Source organism: Amedibacillus sp. YH-ame10 (assembly GCF_053848885.1).
Window position 1 is genome coordinate 45,335 of the sequence record NZ_JBSPFA010000002.1, and the last position, 19,539, is coordinate 64,873.

At 33.5% G+C, this 19,539-nt stretch carries 18 protein-coding genes; 5 read left to right on the plus strand and 13 right to left on the minus strand.

What is annotated here, in order from left to right; all coding sequences use genetic code 11:
- Window positions 1-31: 31 nt before the first annotated feature.
- The 5 genes from ACWG42_RS01330 to ACWG42_RS01350 form a co-directional block, all read right to left on the minus strand.
- Entirely contained in the window at window positions 32-676 is a 645-nt protein-coding gene (locus ACWG42_RS01330) for a TMEM165/GDT1 family protein (protein ID WP_455789694.1), read from the minus strand.
- A gap of 75 nt (window positions 677-751) precedes the next feature.
- Window positions 752-1,774, minus strand: coding sequence for a M42 family metallopeptidase (locus tag ACWG42_RS01335; RefSeq protein WP_455789695.1), 1,023 nt, complete (start codon window positions 1,772-1,774; stop codon window positions 752-754).
- A gap of 11 nt (window positions 1,775-1,785) precedes the next feature.
- The gene (gene pyrR / locus ACWG42_RS01340; protein ID WP_455789696.1) at window positions 1,786-2,301 is read right to left on the minus strand and encodes a bifunctional pyr operon transcriptional regulator/uracil phosphoribosyltransferase PyrR; all 516 of its coding nucleotides are present in this window, start codon (window positions 2,299-2,301) and stop codon (window positions 1,786-1,788) included.
- A 62-nt stretch (window positions 2,302-2,363) separates the two neighbouring features.
- Window positions 2,364-3,779, minus strand: a complete 1,416-nt coding sequence (locus tag ACWG42_RS01345; RefSeq protein ID WP_455789697.1) for a hypothetical protein — start codon at window positions 3,777-3,779, stop codon at window positions 2,364-2,366.
- A 75-nt stretch (window positions 3,780-3,854) separates the two neighbouring features.
- On the minus strand, window positions 3,855-7,088 hold the full coding sequence (locus tag ACWG42_RS01350) for an SNF2 helicase associated domain-containing protein (protein ID WP_455789698.1): 3,234 nt from the start codon (window positions 7,086-7,088) through the stop codon (window positions 3,855-3,857).
- Window positions 7,089-8,218: 1,130 nt separating this feature from the next.
- On the opposite strand from ACWG42_RS01350, the gene ACWG42_RS01355 reads away from it, so the two are divergent.
- On the plus strand, window positions 8,219-9,193 hold the full coding sequence (locus ACWG42_RS01355) for a hypothetical protein (RefSeq protein WP_455789699.1): 975 nt from the start codon (window positions 8,219-8,221) through the stop codon (window positions 9,191-9,193).
- Entirely contained in the window at window positions 9,186-9,923 is a 738-nt protein-coding gene (locus ACWG42_RS01360) for a hypothetical protein (protein WP_455789700.1), read from the plus strand. Before ACWG42_RS01355 ends, ACWG42_RS01360 begins: the two co-directional genes overlap by 8 nt.
- Window positions 9,924-10,626: 703 nt before the next feature.
- Here ACWG42_RS01360 and ACWG42_RS01365 read toward each other — a convergent pair.
- The 5 genes from ACWG42_RS01365 to ACWG42_RS01385 all read right to left on the minus strand — a co-directional run bounded on the left by ACWG42_RS01365 (window position 10,627) and on the right by ACWG42_RS01385 (window position 14,065).
- Complete coding sequence (locus tag ACWG42_RS01365) at window positions 10,627-10,899, minus strand: autorepressor SdpR family transcription factor (protein ID WP_455789701.1); 273 nt, start codon at window positions 10,897-10,899, stop codon at window positions 10,627-10,629.
- A gap of 2 nt (window positions 10,900-10,901) precedes the next feature.
- Window positions 10,902-12,485 (minus strand): hypothetical protein, encoded by a 1,584-nt coding sequence (locus tag ACWG42_RS01370; RefSeq protein WP_455789702.1) that lies wholly within the window; start codon window positions 12,483-12,485, stop codon window positions 10,902-10,904.
- On the minus strand, window positions 12,475-13,200 hold the full coding sequence (locus tag ACWG42_RS01375) for an ABC transporter ATP-binding protein (RefSeq protein ID WP_455789703.1): 726 nt from the start codon (window positions 13,198-13,200) through the stop codon (window positions 12,475-12,477). The genes ACWG42_RS01370 and ACWG42_RS01375 overlap by 11 nt, the downstream gene beginning before the upstream one ends.
- A 19-nt stretch (window positions 13,201-13,219) precedes the next feature.
- Window positions 13,220-13,417, minus strand: a complete 198-nt coding sequence (locus tag ACWG42_RS01380; RefSeq protein WP_455789704.1) for a hypothetical protein — start codon at window positions 13,415-13,417, stop codon at window positions 13,220-13,222.
- Between the two features lie 111 nt (window positions 13,418-13,528).
- The gene (locus ACWG42_RS01385; RefSeq protein ID WP_455789705.1) at window positions 13,529-14,065 is read right to left on the minus strand and encodes a hypothetical protein; all 537 of its coding nucleotides are present in this window, start codon (window positions 14,063-14,065) and stop codon (window positions 13,529-13,531) included.
- A gap of 596 nt (window positions 14,066-14,661) precedes the next feature.
- On the opposite strand from ACWG42_RS01385, the gene ACWG42_RS01390 reads away from it, so the two are divergent.
- Both ACWG42_RS01390 and ACWG42_RS01395 read left to right on the plus strand, forming a co-directional pair.
- Entirely contained in the window at window positions 14,662-14,757 is a 96-nt protein-coding gene (locus ACWG42_RS01390; RefSeq protein WP_455789762.1) for a hypothetical protein, read from the plus strand.
- Between the two features lie 598 nt (window positions 14,758-15,355).
- A complete protein-coding gene (locus ACWG42_RS01395) occupies window positions 15,356-15,811 on the plus strand; it encodes a low molecular weight protein-tyrosine-phosphatase (RefSeq protein ID WP_455789706.1) in 456 nt (151 codons plus the stop codon).
- 25 nt (window positions 15,812-15,836) lie between these two features.
- Here the strand turns inward: ACWG42_RS01395 and ACWG42_RS01400 are convergent, their stop codons facing one another.
- From ACWG42_RS01400 to ACWG42_RS01410, 3 genes are read right to left on the minus strand one after another with little or no spacing between them, the layout of a single operon-like run.
- Window positions 15,837-17,624: a carbohydrate-binding domain-containing protein gene (locus tag ACWG42_RS01400; RefSeq protein WP_455789707.1), complete on the minus strand. Its 1,788-nt coding sequence runs from the start codon at window positions 17,622-17,624 to the stop codon at window positions 15,837-15,839.
- 8 nt (window positions 17,625-17,632) lie between these two features.
- Window positions 17,633-18,307, minus strand: a complete 675-nt coding sequence (locus tag ACWG42_RS01405; protein WP_455789708.1) for a DUF4956 domain-containing protein — start codon at window positions 18,305-18,307, stop codon at window positions 17,633-17,635.
- A complete protein-coding gene (locus ACWG42_RS01410) occupies window positions 18,297-19,010 on the minus strand; it encodes a VTC domain-containing protein (protein WP_455789709.1) in 714 nt (237 codons plus the stop codon). Before ACWG42_RS01410 ends, ACWG42_RS01405 begins: the two co-directional genes overlap by 11 nt.
- A gap of 241 nt (window positions 19,011-19,251) precedes the next feature.
- Between ACWG42_RS01410 and ACWG42_RS01415 the strand changes: the two genes are divergently transcribed.
- Window positions 19,252-19,530: a hypothetical protein gene (locus ACWG42_RS01415; protein ID WP_455789710.1), complete on the plus strand. Its 279-nt coding sequence runs from the start codon at window positions 19,252-19,254 to the stop codon at window positions 19,528-19,530.
- Window positions 19,531-19,539 lie beyond the last annotated feature (9 nt).

Below are 19,539 nucleotides of genomic sequence, written 5' to 3' on the forward strand. Positions count from 1 at the left end.
ACAAAAGAGAAGTTTGTATTCGTACGACACATCAAATTCTTACGCGGCGAGAATGCGTATAAATAGCATAGGCAAGTAGGGTAAGCAGGATACTATAACTAGCATATAACCATAGGGAACCAGGAACTGCCTCAAATAATGTAGTAGAACCAAAGAAGAAGAAAATACAAGATGAAATAAGTTTTACGCGATCCTCAGGAAGTTTGGAAAAAATGAACTTTCCCGCAAAGATTCCAACAATGTTCGCCAGTATCAAACCAATTGCAGAACCTGCAAAGATTGCCAGATGATCTTGCATATGATCCGCCGCCAATGCAACTGTCGCAAGTTGTGTCTTATCTCCTAATTCTGCCAATATAAAAGATAACGCAATCGAAATGATGGGAAGTTTCATACCAACCTTACGATGACTTTCTTCATCTTTTCCTTTGCGTAAATTCCATAGCCCAAACAATAAAAACATAACCCCACCACATATTTTAATAACCTTCACAGGAACAAAATCACCAATGATATCTCCAGCTAATACGGATAATCCCGCGATTATAATAATTCCACTAATCATTCCCATAAGAATAGTCTTAATACGAAAACGATTGGTAAGTGCCATAATCATAAACTGGGTTTTATCAGCCATCTCGGCAATAAATACAAGTAAAAATGTGTGTAAAAACATAAGGCTCACCTCAGCACAGTATATGATAGAGTACTTAAAAACATGAAAAAAATGAAGCATAATCGCTTCATTTCATTATTTTATATAGGCAAGAATCAACTTCATCGTATGAAGTACTCCATCAATGTGTGTTCTTTCCATTCCATGTGAAGCATGAACACCAGGACCAATCAAAGCTCCCTTGATATCATTTCCACCACTTCTTGCCGCACTTACATCAGAGCCATACATTGGATAGATATCCACTGCATAACTAAGCTGTTCTTGTTTTGCCAAAGAAATCAAACGATTGGTAAATTCATAATCGTAAGGTCCACTAGAATCTTTTGCACAAATACTAACATCATATTCGCTGCATGCTAAGTCTAAACCGATACATCCCATATCCACCGCAAGAAGTTCACTAATTTCTTCTGGAATATAAGACATTCCATGTCCTACTTCTTCATATGTACTCATCATAAAGATAGCATTATGTGCTGGTGTTATATTCTTATCTTTTAGCTCTTTTAACACACCCACAAGAATCGCAACACTTATTTTATCATCCAAAAAGCGTGATTTGATAAACCCACTTTCTGTAATTTGAACCTTTGGATCAATCGCTACAAAATCACCATTTTGTATACCCAATGCTTCCACATCTGCCTTGTTCTTTACGACTTCATCAATGCGTACTTCCATCTCTGCAATCTCACGAACCTTACTGGAGGCATCTTTATATACGTGAGCCGCAGGAGAAGTAGATAAGATCGTTCCTGTATAAGTTTTGTTATCTCTTGTATGTATACGACAGTACTCCGCATCCAATGTAGGAATGATAGGTCCACCAATATTAGTTAAGGCAAGTTTACCATCATCTTTGATAGAGCGAACCATCAAACCTAAGGTATCACAATGCGCACATAGACCCACTGTTTTAGACGTATCCTTACCATCTACATAGATAAGCAAATTTCCTTTTTGTGTTCTTTTACATGGATATCCTAATTCTGTAACTGTACTCTCCACAAAGCGTATTGCTTTATCACAAAATCCTGTAGGAGAATCAATTGATAATAACTCTTTCGCAAACTTCAATACATATTCTTTTTCCATTTTTTCCACCTTTATTTACTGATATAGATACCATCTATATCATCTATTTCCTTAACTTTTACACGAATTACTTCTTGTAGCGAACTTGGTATATTCTTTCCAATATAGTCTGCACGAATAGGAAGTTCACGATGCCCGCGATCTACTAAAACAGCCAATTGAATTTCCTTTGCACGTCCAAAATGCATAATCGCATCCATGGCAGCACGCACCGTTCTACCTTTAAACAACACATCATCAACTAGAATGACATGTTTGTCTTTTACAGGCAATTCCATTTCTGGAATTGGTGTTGTTGTTTCTTTGTCATCGCGCCAATGTGAGACATCCAGCGCATAACAAGGCACTTCATAATTCTCCACAAGTAAGATATTATCCCGCAAACGATTTGCCAAAATCTCACCACGTGTCTTAATGCCAATCAATACGACATCTTTGATACCTTTATTATGCTCAATGATTTCATGGGTGATACGTGTAAGTGAACGCTTCATCCCAAGTTCATCAATGATTTCTTTCGTTTCCATGTCTGATCCTCCGCTAAATTTACTACTATAAGTATAGCTTGTAGCCCATAATTAAGCAATGTTTATCCAAGTATTTTATGGAATATTTCATTTGCTAAGCGCTTATAAATTGTTTGTTTTTGAAAAGGAGTCGCACGTGTGTATAGAGGATACAGTGGAATATTTGATACAAAGATCATTGTAATGAATTCTTCTATTAAATCATGGATGAGTTGACTTTCCTGTGTGCACCCAAAAGCATTGTAAAAGAAGGAACGGTTTACATCATTCATGGATTCTAAAGGTTCTTGAAATGCAGCTCTTTTTGTATCATCTAAATAGAAAAAGTGTGTAACTCTATGAAAGTGAATGGTATCTTCAAAAGAAACAAGCGGAAGTATAAAATGATATTGGGTAGTATCTTCCTCTAAAAGAATACCATCATGATAACTCGTAAATATATCTTGAAATGGAGGTACACTCAATGCTTTACAGGCACCTATTTCAATGGCAGTTGAAACAATTTCATTATCAAGATAATGAAGCGTTCCAAAATCATCAAACAAGACTTGATATTGCATGTTTTGTTTTTTTAGTACTTGTACACATGCATCCAACATTTCAGACTTTCCACTACATCTTTCTCCCGCAAATAAAAAACCATATTGTTTTTTTTGATAAAAGAATTCTATCATAGAGGCATGAATAGGTAGATCATGTTGGTGAACACAAAGTGCATTATATAAGGTAAGAAGCATGTGTTTTAAATGTAGGAAATGATGAATACGCTCATCTCCCTTTGCTAGTCCAATGTACATATCATTGGTTTCATCCACATAGTATTCCATACAAGTGCTTTGATCTTTTAATCCAAAAATCAGTAAAAAATCTTGATGAATGGAAGGTGTGGTCGTATGGTACATACGAAACAAAGGAATAGCCAATGAGGCACATTGTTTTGATAAGAATATCATCCCTTGTTTATGTGTGATTTGAATACTAATTGATACATAATCAGAGGCATCCATACTAATATCACGATAGATAAAACTTGTCCTTTTATGAATGGGAATTTCTTCATAAGGTGGCATACAAAGTTTTATCTTATCATGTAATACGACACGATCAATACAAGGGATCTTTTGAAATGGAAGATGTGCATAAGGATGTGAAAAAGTATGTTTTCCTACAAAGAAAACGGCTTGGAAATTAAAGGGATAGCTACGTAATAATCCACTATCTTTTTGTGATAATAAACTCATTTTTAAAAAGAGTGGAAGAAGGGAAGGACAACATTCTTGTTGGTTTGAAGTGATGCGAATCTTGATCACATCTTTATAATATGAAATAAAAGAACATAGTACAGGATGAGGATAGGGGTGTTTATTACAAAGAGAATAAACCATAGAGGCATCAATATCATATGGATAGTTTTCTAGTAGGACTTGTAGATATTGTTTTGGATTTAATGAATTATAGAATAGCAGATTTTTTTTCATAAGTTCACCTATTCTTTATGTATGTATCTTACGCAAAATTATGTGTAAAAACCAATACTAAGAAGTATTGGCTTGTTATTCGAATAGATTTAATATTTCATCTGCGTTCATACGCGTAATAATACCTTCATTTTGGTGAATGATAGAATCACTTAAATCTTGTTTTAACTCTTGTAGATGCATGATCTTTTCTTCAATGGTATCTTTCGCAATTAGTTTAATTACTTGTACATTGTTGTGTTGACCAATGCGATAAGCACGATCTGTTGCTTGGTTTTGAGCGGATACATTCCACCATGGATCAAAGTGAATAACAACTTCAGCACTGGTTAAATTTAATCCAGTTCCTCCTGCTTTTAAGGAAATCAAGAAGACTGGAGTCGCATCTGTATTAAACGCATTCACGTATTGTTGTCGCATGATTTTTGGTGTGCTTCCCTTTAATAAATAGAAATCAATTTCTCTTTTTTCGAGTTCTTTTTGGATAAGTGATAAAAGAGATGTAAACTGAGAGAATAAAAGCACTTTTTTATTTGAAGAGATACAGCTTTCAATATACTCTACACAGGCTTCTACTTTACTTCCTATCCCATGATAATTCTCATATAGTAAGCGAGGGTCGCAACAAATCTGACGCAATCTAGTAAGCATACTCAAAATCATAATCTTACTATTTTCAAATCCTTTTTCTTTGAAATTGGTTTGTAAATCTTGTCGTATCATACTTAGGTTTGCCATATATAGTTTACGAGATTCATCATCCATTTCCACTAACATCGTGTGTTCTACTTTCTCAGGCAATTCTTTTAATACATCTTTTTTAATACGTCTTAAGATAAATGGTTCTACCATTCTCTTTAACTCTTTTAAAGTAGCTTGATCTTGTTCTTTTACAATCGGAAATTCAAACTCTGATTTAAAATAATGATAACTGAATAAATATCCAGGCATTAAGAAATCAAAGATTGACCATAATTCTGCTAGGGAATTTTCAATTGGTGTACCAGTCAGCGCAAAGCGATGTTTGGATTGTATGGCTTTTACTGCTAAAGCATTCTTTGTTAAATGATTTTTAATGTATTGTGCTTCATCTATGATTTCATAAGTGAAGGTAATATCTGCATAGTATTCCATATCTCGTTTTATATAATCATAGCTTGTAATGACAATATCATAGTTTTTACAATCTTTGATCTGTTGTTTTCTTTCTTCACTCGTTCCTGATATGAGGATACAAGATAAAATCTTAGAGAATTTATGAATCTCACTTTCCCAGTTCAAAATCAAAGAGGATGGGCAAACTACTAGAGATAAAGTCTTTGGATGTTGTAGCTTCTCATCTTCTAACAAGGTGATTACTTGAATAGTTTTACCAATTCCCATATCATCCGCAAGGATTCCTCCAAAACCATATGCTGCCATAGTCTTTAACCAACGAAATCCAACCTTTTGATAATTACGTAAAATACCCTTTAGTGATTCAGGTACTTGAAAATCACTATCCGCAACGTTATGAACACCGCGTACAATATCTTTAAAAGAAGAATCACGATCTACTTTGATTTGATTGGTATCTTTTAAATTGTTATCGATATAGAGGGAACGATATTTTGGTACTTTCACACTTCCACTGCTGATTTCTTTATCACCCACATGAATTCCTTCTAGGATACTAGATAACTCTTGTAGTGCACTATCTTCGATGTTCACAAAAGAACCATTCTTCATACGATAATAACGTTTATTCAAACGATATGCTTCCAATACTTGAGAAAGTTCCTCAACTGGAAAGTCAAAGGTATCAAAATTGATTTCTAATAAATCACTTTCAATACGTACACCCATAGAAATATTGACACTGTCTTTGATTTGTAGCTTTTTAAATTTATCTGTTGCGTAAATTTCACACGTGTTAGAAAGTTCTTCAATACCCTTATCTAAAAACTCATAAATTGCATCCTGAGAATGTTCGATATACGCAAGACCTTCTAACCCATCAATACGTTTCATATATTTTGTAAAGACAAGACGTGTCGCAATCTCTTCATGAAAGGAACGAGAAGAACTTAATGTGTTCGTAGAAAATGCATTGTATTCTTCATTTCCATAACAGTATAACAATTTTGCGCTAATCACATTATGTTTAGGCATATCAATATAGACTTTACATTCGAGTGGTAGTGGTGCATACTCACTGATATCATCACCAATAATAGGAATATGATGTTTTACGTTCATCAGCACACTATTATAGAAATTACGCATAAAATCATGAGAAATAAGCATTGAGCTTTTCTTTTGTACATATGCATTTAACAATAACACACAATCTTTTGAATACTTTTTATCACAACGATATAAGATATGATCCATCAATACATAGATGTGAGATCTACCTTCTAGTACCCTGAAATCCGTCGTATTCAAGCTAATTTCAAAAGATTCATCTTCTTTTCTTTTTACTTCTAACTGAAGCTTTGGGTTTCCATCTTGAAAACGCATATTGATAAGCATCTTTTCTTTCATACGATGCATTACATCCGTTCCATTATACATTGTGAAAAACTCATCCAATGCATCTGGAGTAAAACACAGATTGCGCGCTTGGGGACAACTTTGCAAAGCTTCATTATGTTCAAAGTATAAAATATCATAACTATGGCGAATCATAAACTGAATCAGTTCTTGGCTTTCTTCATCAAAACTGTGTAAGTTATGGAGAAATTCTAAATCTTTTCCATAGCTCTTTTTTACGTTCTGTGCGATATCATCTAAGAAACCACGGATATCCTTTACAATATAGCGTTTCTCATTTCCAACCTTTAAGGTAAGCGCCATAATCTTCTTTTTTCGTAGTTCTAATACAGGTTCTACATGAATGGACTGTTTTAAATTCATAGCCAAAGAAGAATAAACGATTTGTTCCTCATAAGCGTTCATAACATGCAATGCATAGTTATCATGTACAATACTAGCTTGTACAGGTTGATCCTGTTTTTGCATGGACTCTTGATCTTGTTTTACTTTTAATAGGACTGCACAACAATGTGCACAGGTTAATTTTGTTTGATGTTCTTTACAATTGCATAGATGGGCACGTACAATCTCATCGTCTTTTTCAATCGACATATTCACTTCATGATATTGTTTCTCATCTTTAATGGTCGCATTGATTAGTATCAATTGTGGATTACTAAAATCATCGATATCAAGAGATACGATACGCCCTTCCTTTACCATTGTTTCTGCCCTTTGATAGAGCTCTTCACTACCCGCGAAATCTTTAATTTGTGCAGACGTCAATTCCATGAAATCACCTTACCTTAACGTATATTATACCATTATTCGTGATAGAATACTTCCAGTATAATAAGTTTTTTTCAGACGAGAGGTATTCGTGTGTTTATATAATCTAAATTGGTGAGTGTGCGTATTCTTTTTTTGAAATAGTACTATAATGGTTTTGGTAGAGAAAGTGAAGCTTTAGTTAACATAATAGTAAAAAACTATAGCAAGCTAACGTATCAAATAATATGTAGGTGAGGTAGTTAAACAAAGGAAATATTGTGATAGTTTATCCATAGGAAAATAGATGAGAACATATGGAATATAGCAGAATCATAGGAAAGTTGTTATTTGAGCTTGAGTTTGCTATTCTATAAATTTGATTTAGAAGGAAATAGTATGAATAATCATACGTTTTATGGTAAGCAGTATAAAAGAACTATATAACACTACGTAAGCGAATTGTTGCTCTATTGGAAATGGATTTAAATTTAATATCTAAGAACCTTGATTACGTACCTTTGTATAAGCAGTAGAGAAATTTATTGTCTAAAGCTATTTGGGAAGTACAGCATTTTCAGGTTTATATGATGAGTATAAATACTTGCTAGAATCAGTTGCACAAAAAGAAGTGTAACAATATTAATAGAAAAAATAGCAATGATTTCAAAAACTAAACATTATAAATTTATAGAATTTAGTGAATGGATATATAAATCCTTATTGAATTTTCATTTTGATTCAGTGGAGATAGGATATTAGAGTAGTAGTATATTATGGAATGTAAACTTGATCAATTGTTTCAAGGTATAGTATTCGTTGAGCGCCAATCGGAATCACTATGATGATTTTATAAGAATTAGACAAACTTGTATTTAGTAAAACGTAGCATTTTTTTTCAAGTGTTTGGGGGGCGTAATATTTGTATTTTTGATGAAGTTCAAGGATAAGTCTACCACTTCAAGGTGATATTATAGTATAAGTGGTGGGAGTAGGTCACTAGAGAGATAGTAATAAGGGAGAATTTGTGATTATATGATTCTATATGTTATCTTTAAAATTTGTATGTAATGGATGAAAAAGCTGTATTACACCATAATAATTGTATTACATCATACACTGTGATATAATGATGATGTAATGGAGGCGGAGTTATGGAAAACACTTTGAACTATTTGAAAGAAATATTTGGAACTAACTCAAAAATTGAATCTGAAAAAAATAACAATTCTATCCCTATGTATATGATGGAGATATATGAATTTCATTTTATAAAAATTCCTAATGACGATAGGTCTTATGTTTTAGTTAACCCATTAAAAAAACAAGATATCAATATAAATCAGCTAAAAAAGCAAATTAAACAAATATATAGTTACTTAGAATCAATGCCGATCTTTATTTTTGAAAGTTTACGTTTATCTCAAAGAAATATGTTAATCAGAAATCAAATTCCTTTTATTCAGCCAGACAATCAAGTATATATTCCTAATATAATGATAAATTTAAGTCAGAGAGAAATTGTAGCGAAAGATTATGCAGAAAAGTTTTCCATAGCAGCACAGGTAACTTATATTTATCTTTTATTAAATAATGTAAAAGAAACAAATGCTCCACGATTAGCTATGGAAATACCATATTCTAAAATTACACTCAATCGTGCGTTGGCAGAATTGGTAAGCCGGAAATTGCTTTATACAGAAGGCAATACCACAAGAAAAATATATAAAACGATGGATAGGAAAACGATGTGGAAAAACGGGAAGAAATATCTTTTTAATCCTGTAGAAAAGATATTTTTTTGCAAGTATAGTTTAGATTGTAGTGATATGTTTGCTTCTAATGAAACTGCATTAGCAAAATTAGGAACATCTTTGAATGAACCAAGTGTAGGTTTTCTTGCTACAACATCTGAAAAAATAAAGAGGATGGGGAACACTTGTTTTATTAATAAATACGACATTGATTCAAAGGAGTATTTACTCATAGAACAGTTTAAATATAATCCAGGTTTTTTATCTACAACTCACTACATCGATGTTATATCTTTATATGCAGAGCTTAGAGATAGTGAAGACGAAAGAATACAAATTGCTTTAGAGGAGCTACTGGAGGAATATAATGATTAGTATAAACGGATTGCATAAATTTAGAGAATTCTTTAAGGAATATGATAGCAATTATGTACTTATTGGAGGTACAGCTTGTGCTATTATTTTTGATGAAATTGGAAAATTTTTTAGAACAACAAAGGATTTAGATATTGTACTTGTTATTGAGAATATAAGTGGTGAATTTGGACAGAAATTATGGGAATTCATCAGAGATGCTGGATATGATGTTGAAGTTGGTCAGGAAAAGAAATGTTTTTATAGGTTTAAAAATCCAAAAAATAATGATTTCCCCAAGATGATTGAATTGTTTTCGCGTAATCCAAACATTTTTTTACCAAAAGATATTCATTTGGTTCCTCTTCATGTTTCAGATGAAATATCAAGCTTGTCAGCTATTTTGTTAAATGACGATTACTATCAGTTTATGATAAATGGCAAACGTATAATTGATGGTATTTCAGTTTTAGATGAAAAATATCTTATACCGTTTAAAGCCAAAGCTTGGTGTGAACTTATAGAACGAAAAAAACAAGGAGAAGAAGGTCAATCTCGACATATAAAAAAGCATTGCAAAGATATTGCTAATTTAGTCAAGCTTTTACCACCGGATGAAAAACTCGAGGTAACGGGTATGGTAAAGACTGACATACAAACTTTTATAGATGATATCTTAACCAGTGAATTTGTACCAGATACTGTGGATGGCACAGATTTACATAATATACTGAAAAAAATTTATCTATGAAGGTGTAGCAAGGCTATTGTAATAGGTGGAACGTTTAAAGATAATCTAGTTGGGAAACAAAGATTTAAGGAGTTTTGTAAAGATGATAAAAATATAGATAAAAGCAAGGCAATCTAAATCAGTAGACTGTCTTGCTTTATTTTATCATCGTGCAAATTCATATCCGATGCCCAGGCCTGTAATAATGTAGTACGGTTAGTCTTGGTTGGGTTTTATCTTCTTTCTTGACTTCCTAATGAATGAAGTCAAATTCCTTAAATGTTAATTGTAAATGGTTTCCATTCTTATCTTTTATAGTTAGAGTAAATATATTAATTATGAAATTACTCTTGTGTTCTATGAGTTTAACGGGGGACAGAAAGTTTATGTGATAACCATTTTACTGTTTCTTGGTAAATAGATTCTTCATTTTCCGTGAACTCTACTATTAAAATTATCCTATATAATCACTTCCGTATAGCATAACTGACAAACGCTTTTCAATTGATCGAAAATCTTCAATCTTATTCAATTTTTTAATAAAGTAGCATACTAGCTAAAGAAATTTTTCTAGTTAATTAGCATCTATAGTTATTACACAACTTAAATAAGCTACTAACTATGCATCAGATAATAATTTTTGAATGGTAATGTCATAGAAACTTGCAATTTTTGGATAAGCTGTATCTCGCCCCCATTTAGACACAGCAGAATTTCATCTCCTTTACATAAACATTATGTTATCCAACCATTCCATGACCTCATTTAATTCTGTAGTGTTTAACTCGTATATGATAAATCCTCTATTTCTATGAGCTGAAATCAGCTTACTTTTTGTTAGAATATTTAGGTGATAAGAAATTGACGGGGCAGTTATAGAGAACTGATTTACAATATCACCAGCACATTTTTTACCGTTTTTTAGAAAGCACAAAATTTCTCGTCTCGTCATATCTGACAGTGCTTTAAACTTGTAGTCAAGCAATGGCTCATTCATTTTTATATCATGTACAATTCTGTTTTGCAAACTGCTTGATAAATTATGATTGTTGCCATTAATATAGCTATTGTAATTCCAATCATGATCAGCATACTGTATTTAGAAAAGAAAATGCAAAGATATAAAGGAATTAAACTACTAGCCATTCCTGCCCCTACGGTTGCTAAGACTGAAATTGCACCGCCCTTTACAGCATAATATTCACTTGTCCAATCATATTTCGGAAATTTTATATTCAAAAACATTCCTAGAACTGAAATAAAAAATGCATATATGGTTGGAGTAATAAACATAAGCAAAGTATTTTCCAATGATAAGGGAAACGCAATTCTCAATAAAATGGTACTTATCAGTAATACTGGCAATATAACCGTTAGATTAACAGCAATTTTTGCATTATAGATTGTTTGAGCTTTTGTAGGCGCAGAACACATAATCCAACGGTTCTTACCCTCCAATGAAAGTGAAGCAGCCGTTGTCGAAGTCATACTAACAAAAATAGCCAACGCAACTGGTAAGACATTTTGAATAACTTTCAGAATTCCCATTGTTTCTATTTGCGCTTTGAATGAAGCTGGCATAAAAAACACTGCCATTACAGATACAACAAAGAGAAGTATAATTCCAATGCATGAATTTAAGGCATAAATGGTACATGAAGTTAAACGATTTATCTCTTTCTTATATAAAGCCATAAACGGAGAAGACCTTTTCAATTCAACCAACTTATAATTTCTACTGGTATGCTGAGAGAATACAGAAGTATTCAGTGTTTTATAAAAGTAGGAAACAATGGCAACAAAAACAATTCCCAATATTAAAGAACTACTGGTGAAAATAATAAAGCTTATCCAGTCATTGTACAAAAGTGAATTTGAAAAAAGGGTTGCAGGTGGATAGAACTGATTAATAGCATTTGTCATAGCTTCTCCTAAATTAGCAATCTGAGAAGCATTCATAGACTGAGTTTTCGTAGACGCATAAACAATTCCTAATACGCCTACGGTACTCAAAACAAGAGAAAAAATATTTTTATGCTTTGAGTGCGATGAAACGGCAACAATGAAAACTCCCAACGACAATGAAATCATCATAGGAATGATAGGTGTAAAAAGTAAAGCTCCAATCAAATATAGATAATTGCTGAACGCTGGTTGTGCATAAATAATATACACGATGCTTGATGGTAACATGGCAATAAAGCCAATTATTAAATTGATTAAGTACAGCATTGTTATTCTGCTCATTACAATTGCAAGGCTGTTTACTGGTAAAGACATAACCATATCATAATCTTTTAGACCGATAAGCACACCTGTACTTTTTATAAAAGTGAGTACTAAGGTCGCTACGGAGCAAATTACAACCATAATAGTGGGCAGTGCCTCAGTTAAACCAGCTTCTGCCATGCTGTTGCTAAACTTTGCTATATAAGTAATAAGAATAGAAATGGCAACCAATCCTAACCCTCCCACAATGGCAGTACGTTGTTTTTCTTTTGCGTCATGTGAATGAAATAAACGGTTCATGCCAAACAGGTTGTATAGTTGCATTCTCAAAAGGTATGTATACTTACTTATCATTTTCTATGACCTCCATAAACACATCTTCAAGACTATGGCTACCTTTAATTTCTTCCATAGTGCCACTTTCTATCAATTTGCCTCCATTGATAATAGAAACCTTGTCGCATAATTTCTCTGCGACTTCGAGAACATGGGTTGAGAAAAAGATTGCTGTACCTGTTTCGCATAGTTCACGCATGATTTTTTTTAAATGAAAGGACGCTTCTGGGTCAAGACCTACAAACGGTTCATCTAAAATTAAAAGTTTTGGATTATACACAAAAGCCCCTATCAAGGCAAGCTTTTGCTTCATGCCATGAGAATACGAACTAACTAAATCACCTAGATTTGCTGTAATTTTAAAAATATCTGCGTATTTTTGAATTTTTACAGTTCGTTCTTTTGCAGGTACCGAAAACATATCGCACATATAGTTCAAATATTGTATTCCTGTTACATAATCATATATATCTGGATTGTCAGGAATATAAGCCGTGATTGACTTACATTTTACAGGGTCATTTTTCACAGAATGACCGTCAATAAAAATTTCTCCCTCGTTGAAGTCCATAATCCCAACAATGGCACGGATAGTAGTTGTTTTGCCAGCACCGTTGTGACCAATAAAAGCATGAATTTCACCAGCCTTAACAGTAAGGCTTAGATTATCAACAGCTTTCTTGTTATCAGAATATATTTTGGAATAATTTCTAATTTCTAACACATTGCTCATTGATTTTATCCTCCTAGATCTATCGTTTATACTTTTTTATCGTTGCCCAGTAAATTAAAGCTGGTACAGGTGTAAACAACAAAATAAAGTATTTGTTTACTTCTGGACCAGAACCAGTCATACCAAAGTGCAATGAGATTGACTGAGGCAGTATAAAAGTTAAAGCCATTAACAGAACAAAGGAAACGATTGTGATAATGATACATTTCTTAATCATATTGATTACCTCCATTTTTATTATCATCGAGATAATAATATCATAATGATAATGTTGAGTCAAATAAAATCTCCCATTTACACAAAGAAGAAATGGGAGATATACTAAACATTATTTTTTTGTAGGGGGAGAAACAATCACGCCGATAGAGCGTAGCTTTCTATTTTCCGCAGGTTCATTGTCTCTATGAGGTTTTATAGTTTCATGTATGCTTGTTACCACTTTTTCTAACTCTTCATCTGTTAGATAAATTGGAGCAAGCGAAAATCCAGATTTATCTTCTTGAATATTAATGTTATCACTATTACAATATTCTTGAAATAATTTTATAAAACCTAAGACATATTGGGTAAATGCCTGCATATAAGCTTCACCTGAATTGTTGCTTATAATTTTGGCTCCCTCCTTCGATAGATTAATAGCGACACTATATGTTCTTTCTACTGCTCCTCTAACTTGAGTTACCTCTACGATCTTCAGTATACCATCAGCAGTCATTTTCTTTAGATAGCGATATAATGTAGCCTGTGGTATATCACTGAATTTTTCAGCTAAATGTTTTGCAGTTGTCTGCTTGCAAGAATTTATCTCAAACAACAATTTGCATTTTATAGGATTCGTCATTACTTCCATCAATTTTTTGTTCACTATGGGGATCCTCCTACTTCATAATATGATAATTTTATCATTTTGAAAATATAATTTCAACATATTAGATAAATAAGCGTACAAATCTTATTTGAGAAGTACACGCATTCATTTACTCTACAATTTTGCAGTTAGTATCTTTATAAAGCGTCAATTCATACTGTGAATTCTGTATTGCTTTTATCTGAATGTTAATAAATTTTACAGACACCTTAACATTCATATGTTCGCTGACCTAACCTGATGGATGCTTCCAAAGCGGTTAGCATGTTAACCGCAGGAAAAACGCTTTTAGGCGTCTGTGCAGGGGAGATATTGTAACACCACTTTGTGATACACAACTGGTAATTGAAATCTGGCTTAAATTAGCATTTACAGAGGTTTTTGCAATGTTTCTAAAGTGCAAAAAGGAAAGGAGAAATAAGTTATAGCAAAACGAGAGTATTTAACAATCAAGCTTGACTATATCAGTATCATCTTTGACGCTGAAACCGAAGAGTAAGTCATACGACACATTTACAGTTACCAATAGATATATTCACAGTTTTTCTTCCCAAAGTTAAACATAAATCATTCCAATATTGAAACGCTATCCCATGACGATTGAAGAAGCGTCACGCTATTTGTGCATTGGAGAAAAGAGAATAGAAATGCCAGTCGATTCATACGGAGTGGTAATCGAATACAGATAAAACGAAAACAATTTGATATAGTTAACGAGCTTTTGATATGCTATACTTTTTATATCATATTAAGGCTCTTTCAGTTAAGAGAGGATTGATAAGATGAGTGAAAAAAGACGAGATAATAAAAATCGTATTTCACACAATGGAGAGGCCAACGTAAAGATGGACGATATATGTATAAGTACATAGATAATGCAGGAGATCGAAATATATTCATAGTTGGAATTTGTTAAAACGGACACGATTCCAGTAGCAGTAAAGGATGATATACCACTATGTGAAAAGGAAAAACGTATCACAAAAGACTGGCGTAAGACATAACACTGAAGCAAATTATAACTTTGTCATCAACCTCATCAAAAAAGAAGTATTTAATAATATGCGGATTGACAAAGTAAAGCTATCAGATGCTAAAGGTTGGCTTATTAAGCTACAAAGTGAGGGTCGTGGTTGAATGATATTAGATGATGATTTAATTCGCAAAAACCTTTTTTAATTTCTGCTTGCAACTGTGGTAGCCTTGCATTGGGAAAAGTATTTCAAACATATATGTCTAAAGGCTGATAAACAAAGAATTTAACAAGATATAAGGAGATATGCAAAGATGATGAAAATACTATTCGTCTGTCATGGAAACATATGTCGTTCTACCATGGCGGAATTTGTAATGAAAGATTTGGTAAAGGAAAATAAGGAAGACTACATGATCGCTTCTGCCGCAACGAGTAGGGAAGAAATTGGAAATGATACGCATAGAGGTACAAAGAGGATGCTGGATAAACATCATATTCCCTATACAAGAAGAGCCGCAAGGGTGATGACGAAAGCGGATTATGATACGTATGATCTTTTAATAGGAATGGATGAAGCAAACATTTCGAATATGATACGTATTTGTAATGGAGACCCAGAGAACAAAATTCACACCCTGTTAAGTTATACACATCGTAAGGGTGTGATTGCGGATCCTTGGTACAGTGGGAATTTTGAAGAAACGTATAAAGATGTAGTAGAAGGATGTTTGGCATTAAAAGATTATATACAAGAAAATCGCATGTGAACACGCGATTTTTTTTTGTATGTACTTATCGAAAGCCAGGACCTCCACCCATCGTATTTCCACGAGTGCTTATATTGCCAATGGTAGTTGTAGTAGTCTCTATTGTAAACTCTTGATATAGACTTCCACCAGTGTAAAGGGAGTCATCATATATGCCATCTTTTCCATTTTGAGAACTTCCACCTGTTCGTATTTGATACGTACTTCCACTTTTGAGTTTGTTTGTATATATCGTAAGCACTTGATAAGAACGAGTTGGTTGATAGGTTATTACTGCGTTACCATCACTGTCCTGAATATGAACCATATCCGCTTGTGAAGCAGTGAAGGCAATCAGAGCTAAATTTCCATTTGATACATCGGTTGGACATTGTAACATTTCGCTACTTCCAGATGCGATGAAAGTACCACCACTTATCGCAAAGGTTCCATCAAAATCTAAAGCGCCATCTCCACCACTTTGCGTACCGTTCACAATAAGAGTTCCATCACTCATGGTGATGTTTCCATTGGAATCAAGGCCATCTCCATCTGACTCCACATAGATATAACCACCTGTGATAGAAAGGGAAGGCGTAGAGGATGTAGAGGTGGATGCGTTGATACCATCATCGCTTGCCTCAACGTGTATGGTACCACCATTTATGGAAATGTCGCTACCTTCGATTCCTTCATAAGACTGAGAAATGGTAATCGTTCCTTTTTGAATGGTTACGTTTTGATCCGCATGAATACCATCATCACCACTTTCTAAATTAAGGGTTCCATCCTCAATTATTATGGAATCGTTTGCATGTAGTGTATCATCTGCACTGTTGATGGATATATTACCACCCGTTATTGTTATGGTAGAGGTTGCTTTAATTCCTTTCATACTCACGCTATCTTGTGTTTCGTTGTTCGTGTTCTGTTCAAAAGGATTAAATCCAGCCTCATTGCGCATTTTAGTGCCGTTACTACTTCCATTTCCAGAAGTGATTTCAATATTTCCACCATAAATATACAATGTGTTTTCAGATTGCATACCATCTTGTTGAGCCTGGATAGTTACACTTCCTTCTTCTAAACAAAGAATACCCTTGTCTTGATCGGTCGCATTGGTAGTTTTCATACCATCTCCTTGTGCATCAATTGTGATGGTTCCATCTCTTATGGCAAGTACATCTTTGCCAACTAGACCATGGTTTTGAGAAGTAACTTGGATAGTTCCATGTATAATTTTTAAATCATCTTTGCTCTGTATTCCATTATTATACTGTGCTTGTACAATTAGGGTACCACTTCCATTTATCGTTAAATCATCTTTAGAAAAAATGGTCGCATTTGGTTCATTGTCCACAACTCCAGAGTATTCTTTCGTATCGCTAAGGGTATTTGTTGTCCCCTTGGCTAATGTGAGTAACACCTTATCTGCTTGTTTTACATAAATAGGTGCAGTTGAGGATGAAGTGATACTTGCATCGTCTAACACAATCCTTATGAGAGCATCTGTGGAACTATCCACATTGATATTTCCATCTTCTAAAGTTCCACTGAAAATATAAGTACCAGCGTTTGTAATGGTGATTGTTGTACCACTCACACGAACACCTTCACCTTCTACACTTGTTTTATTAAATGTAATCTTATGTGCCTCTTCATCACTATAATCCTCATCCAAATCATGTTCATCATAGGCAATAATACTTGTAGATGTAGTAGTACTTTTGCTTGTTTCATTTTGTATTTCTTTGTTTTCTTCAAAAGAGGAACATCCACTCAAAACTTGTAAAAGGAATGCACATATACATACCATATAGAATGTTTTCTTCATGTTCTCACCTACAGTTCTTCATGAGTGATTTTTACACGGGAACATATGACTGTTAAGTTTCCATTACGTGTACGAATTGCATCTATGAGTTCTTTTTCTTTCGCATCTTTTTTCAACTCAATTTCATAATGTAATTCAAACATACTACCCAAATTGGTTGTTTTCACTTTAATAAGATTCTCTCGTTTCACAAAGTGTTCGAAAATATCATTAAAGATTTCTGTATAATCCAAATTTTCAGGAATTGTAATACGTAAATCCTTTTGTGTTTCTAATGGATCTTTTAAATGTATTTTGCGAACTATAAAAAGAATACATAAAATGATACAAGTAAATAAAACCGCAAATCCTATATAGCCCATACCCGTAGCCAAACCTATTGCCATTGCTAAGAATACATAACATATCTCTTTTGATGAACCTGGAACACTACGAAAACGCACAAGGGAAAATGTCCCCAATACCGCAACACTAGTACCAAGATTTTCATTTACCAACATTATGACAAATTGAACAAGGGTAGGAAGTATCATCATGGATACCGTAAAATTTCTAGAGTAACGCTCTTCATTTCGATAAATCATTGCACATGCTATCCCTAAGACAAGGGAAGTAAGGGTGCATAATAGAGTCGTTTGAAGTGTTAGAGTGCTTGTACTATCTGATAATATACTAAGAAACATGAGTAAACTCCTTTCTATGTTCTGGGAATAATTTTTGAGAATAAATTTTTCCATACTTCGAGAAAGAAGCTGGATAAATTTCCATACTTGATAAAATGTTTGTTAACCAAAGGGGAAAAGCAGTTGCGACTTTGATTTCCATTAAGACTTCTTCTTGTTGAAAATAGGAATGATTTTGTACATTCGTTGTCAAAGTTAAATCATGTGTTCGATATTGGATATTTTGATCAAAAGTAATACGTAAAGAGGAATCTTGTGTACCATGATAGGCCAAACGATCATAACTTAGGAACAACTTAGGAGTTGGTTGGTAGAAATCTAGGAAGTATAAGATTTCTTGTACAATCTGTGTTTGATTATGGAGTGGTTTGTGTTTATAAATAAGATTGTTTGCTTCTTCTAGGGAACAGATAACACGACGTTTAAACACTGTATGATCGTATTTCTTTTTCAACTCTACAAATATCTTTGTTTCTTCATTTGCCATCTCATAACAACGCATTCTAAGTTTCTCTTTATAGGGAGGTTTATCTAAGGAATTACGGATCAAGTCAAAGTGTTCAGTATCAAAATAAATATTATATATGGAATACTGTGCATACTCATCTGGTTCTATATAAGGGAGTATGGCTTTATAAAATGCTTTACATTGTGCTTGGGTAAGCACGTATTTCTTTTCTGTTCTTTCAAATGTGTTCTGCATATGCAGCACCTTCTTTCAAGCAGTATTATAGAGGAAGAAGGTGTAGTGGACTTGTTTGCTTTATGAAGATTATGTGAAAAGAGTGTTTACTTTCAAAAATAAAATAAGGGAACATAATAGTGACAAATGATATAGTTGTTTTTTATTTTCATACATACACTAAATCAGATGAGCTAACAATGTAAACTGTTATGCCATCGCCATGGATAAATTCTTTATTCAAGAAAAGGAGGGGACGTATATGGGAATGCCTGTCATTCAACCTGGAACCATTACACGTGAAGAATCGGTAGGGGATATTATTGAATCAATTGCAATCGAGGAATCCGCAATTGCACATATTCTTAATGCAGAGAGTGAGAAGTTGCAGAAAGTAATTTCTTCACCTAGTGTAAGTGTTCAGCAGTTATTAGCCGTTAATGCATCTGTAAAAAATGCAGTTGATACGGTGATTGGTTTAGAAATTGCTTTGAAAGCGAAATTAGAGCTATTCAAAAGTACCATTTGTCAAACAAGTTAAAAAACTTAA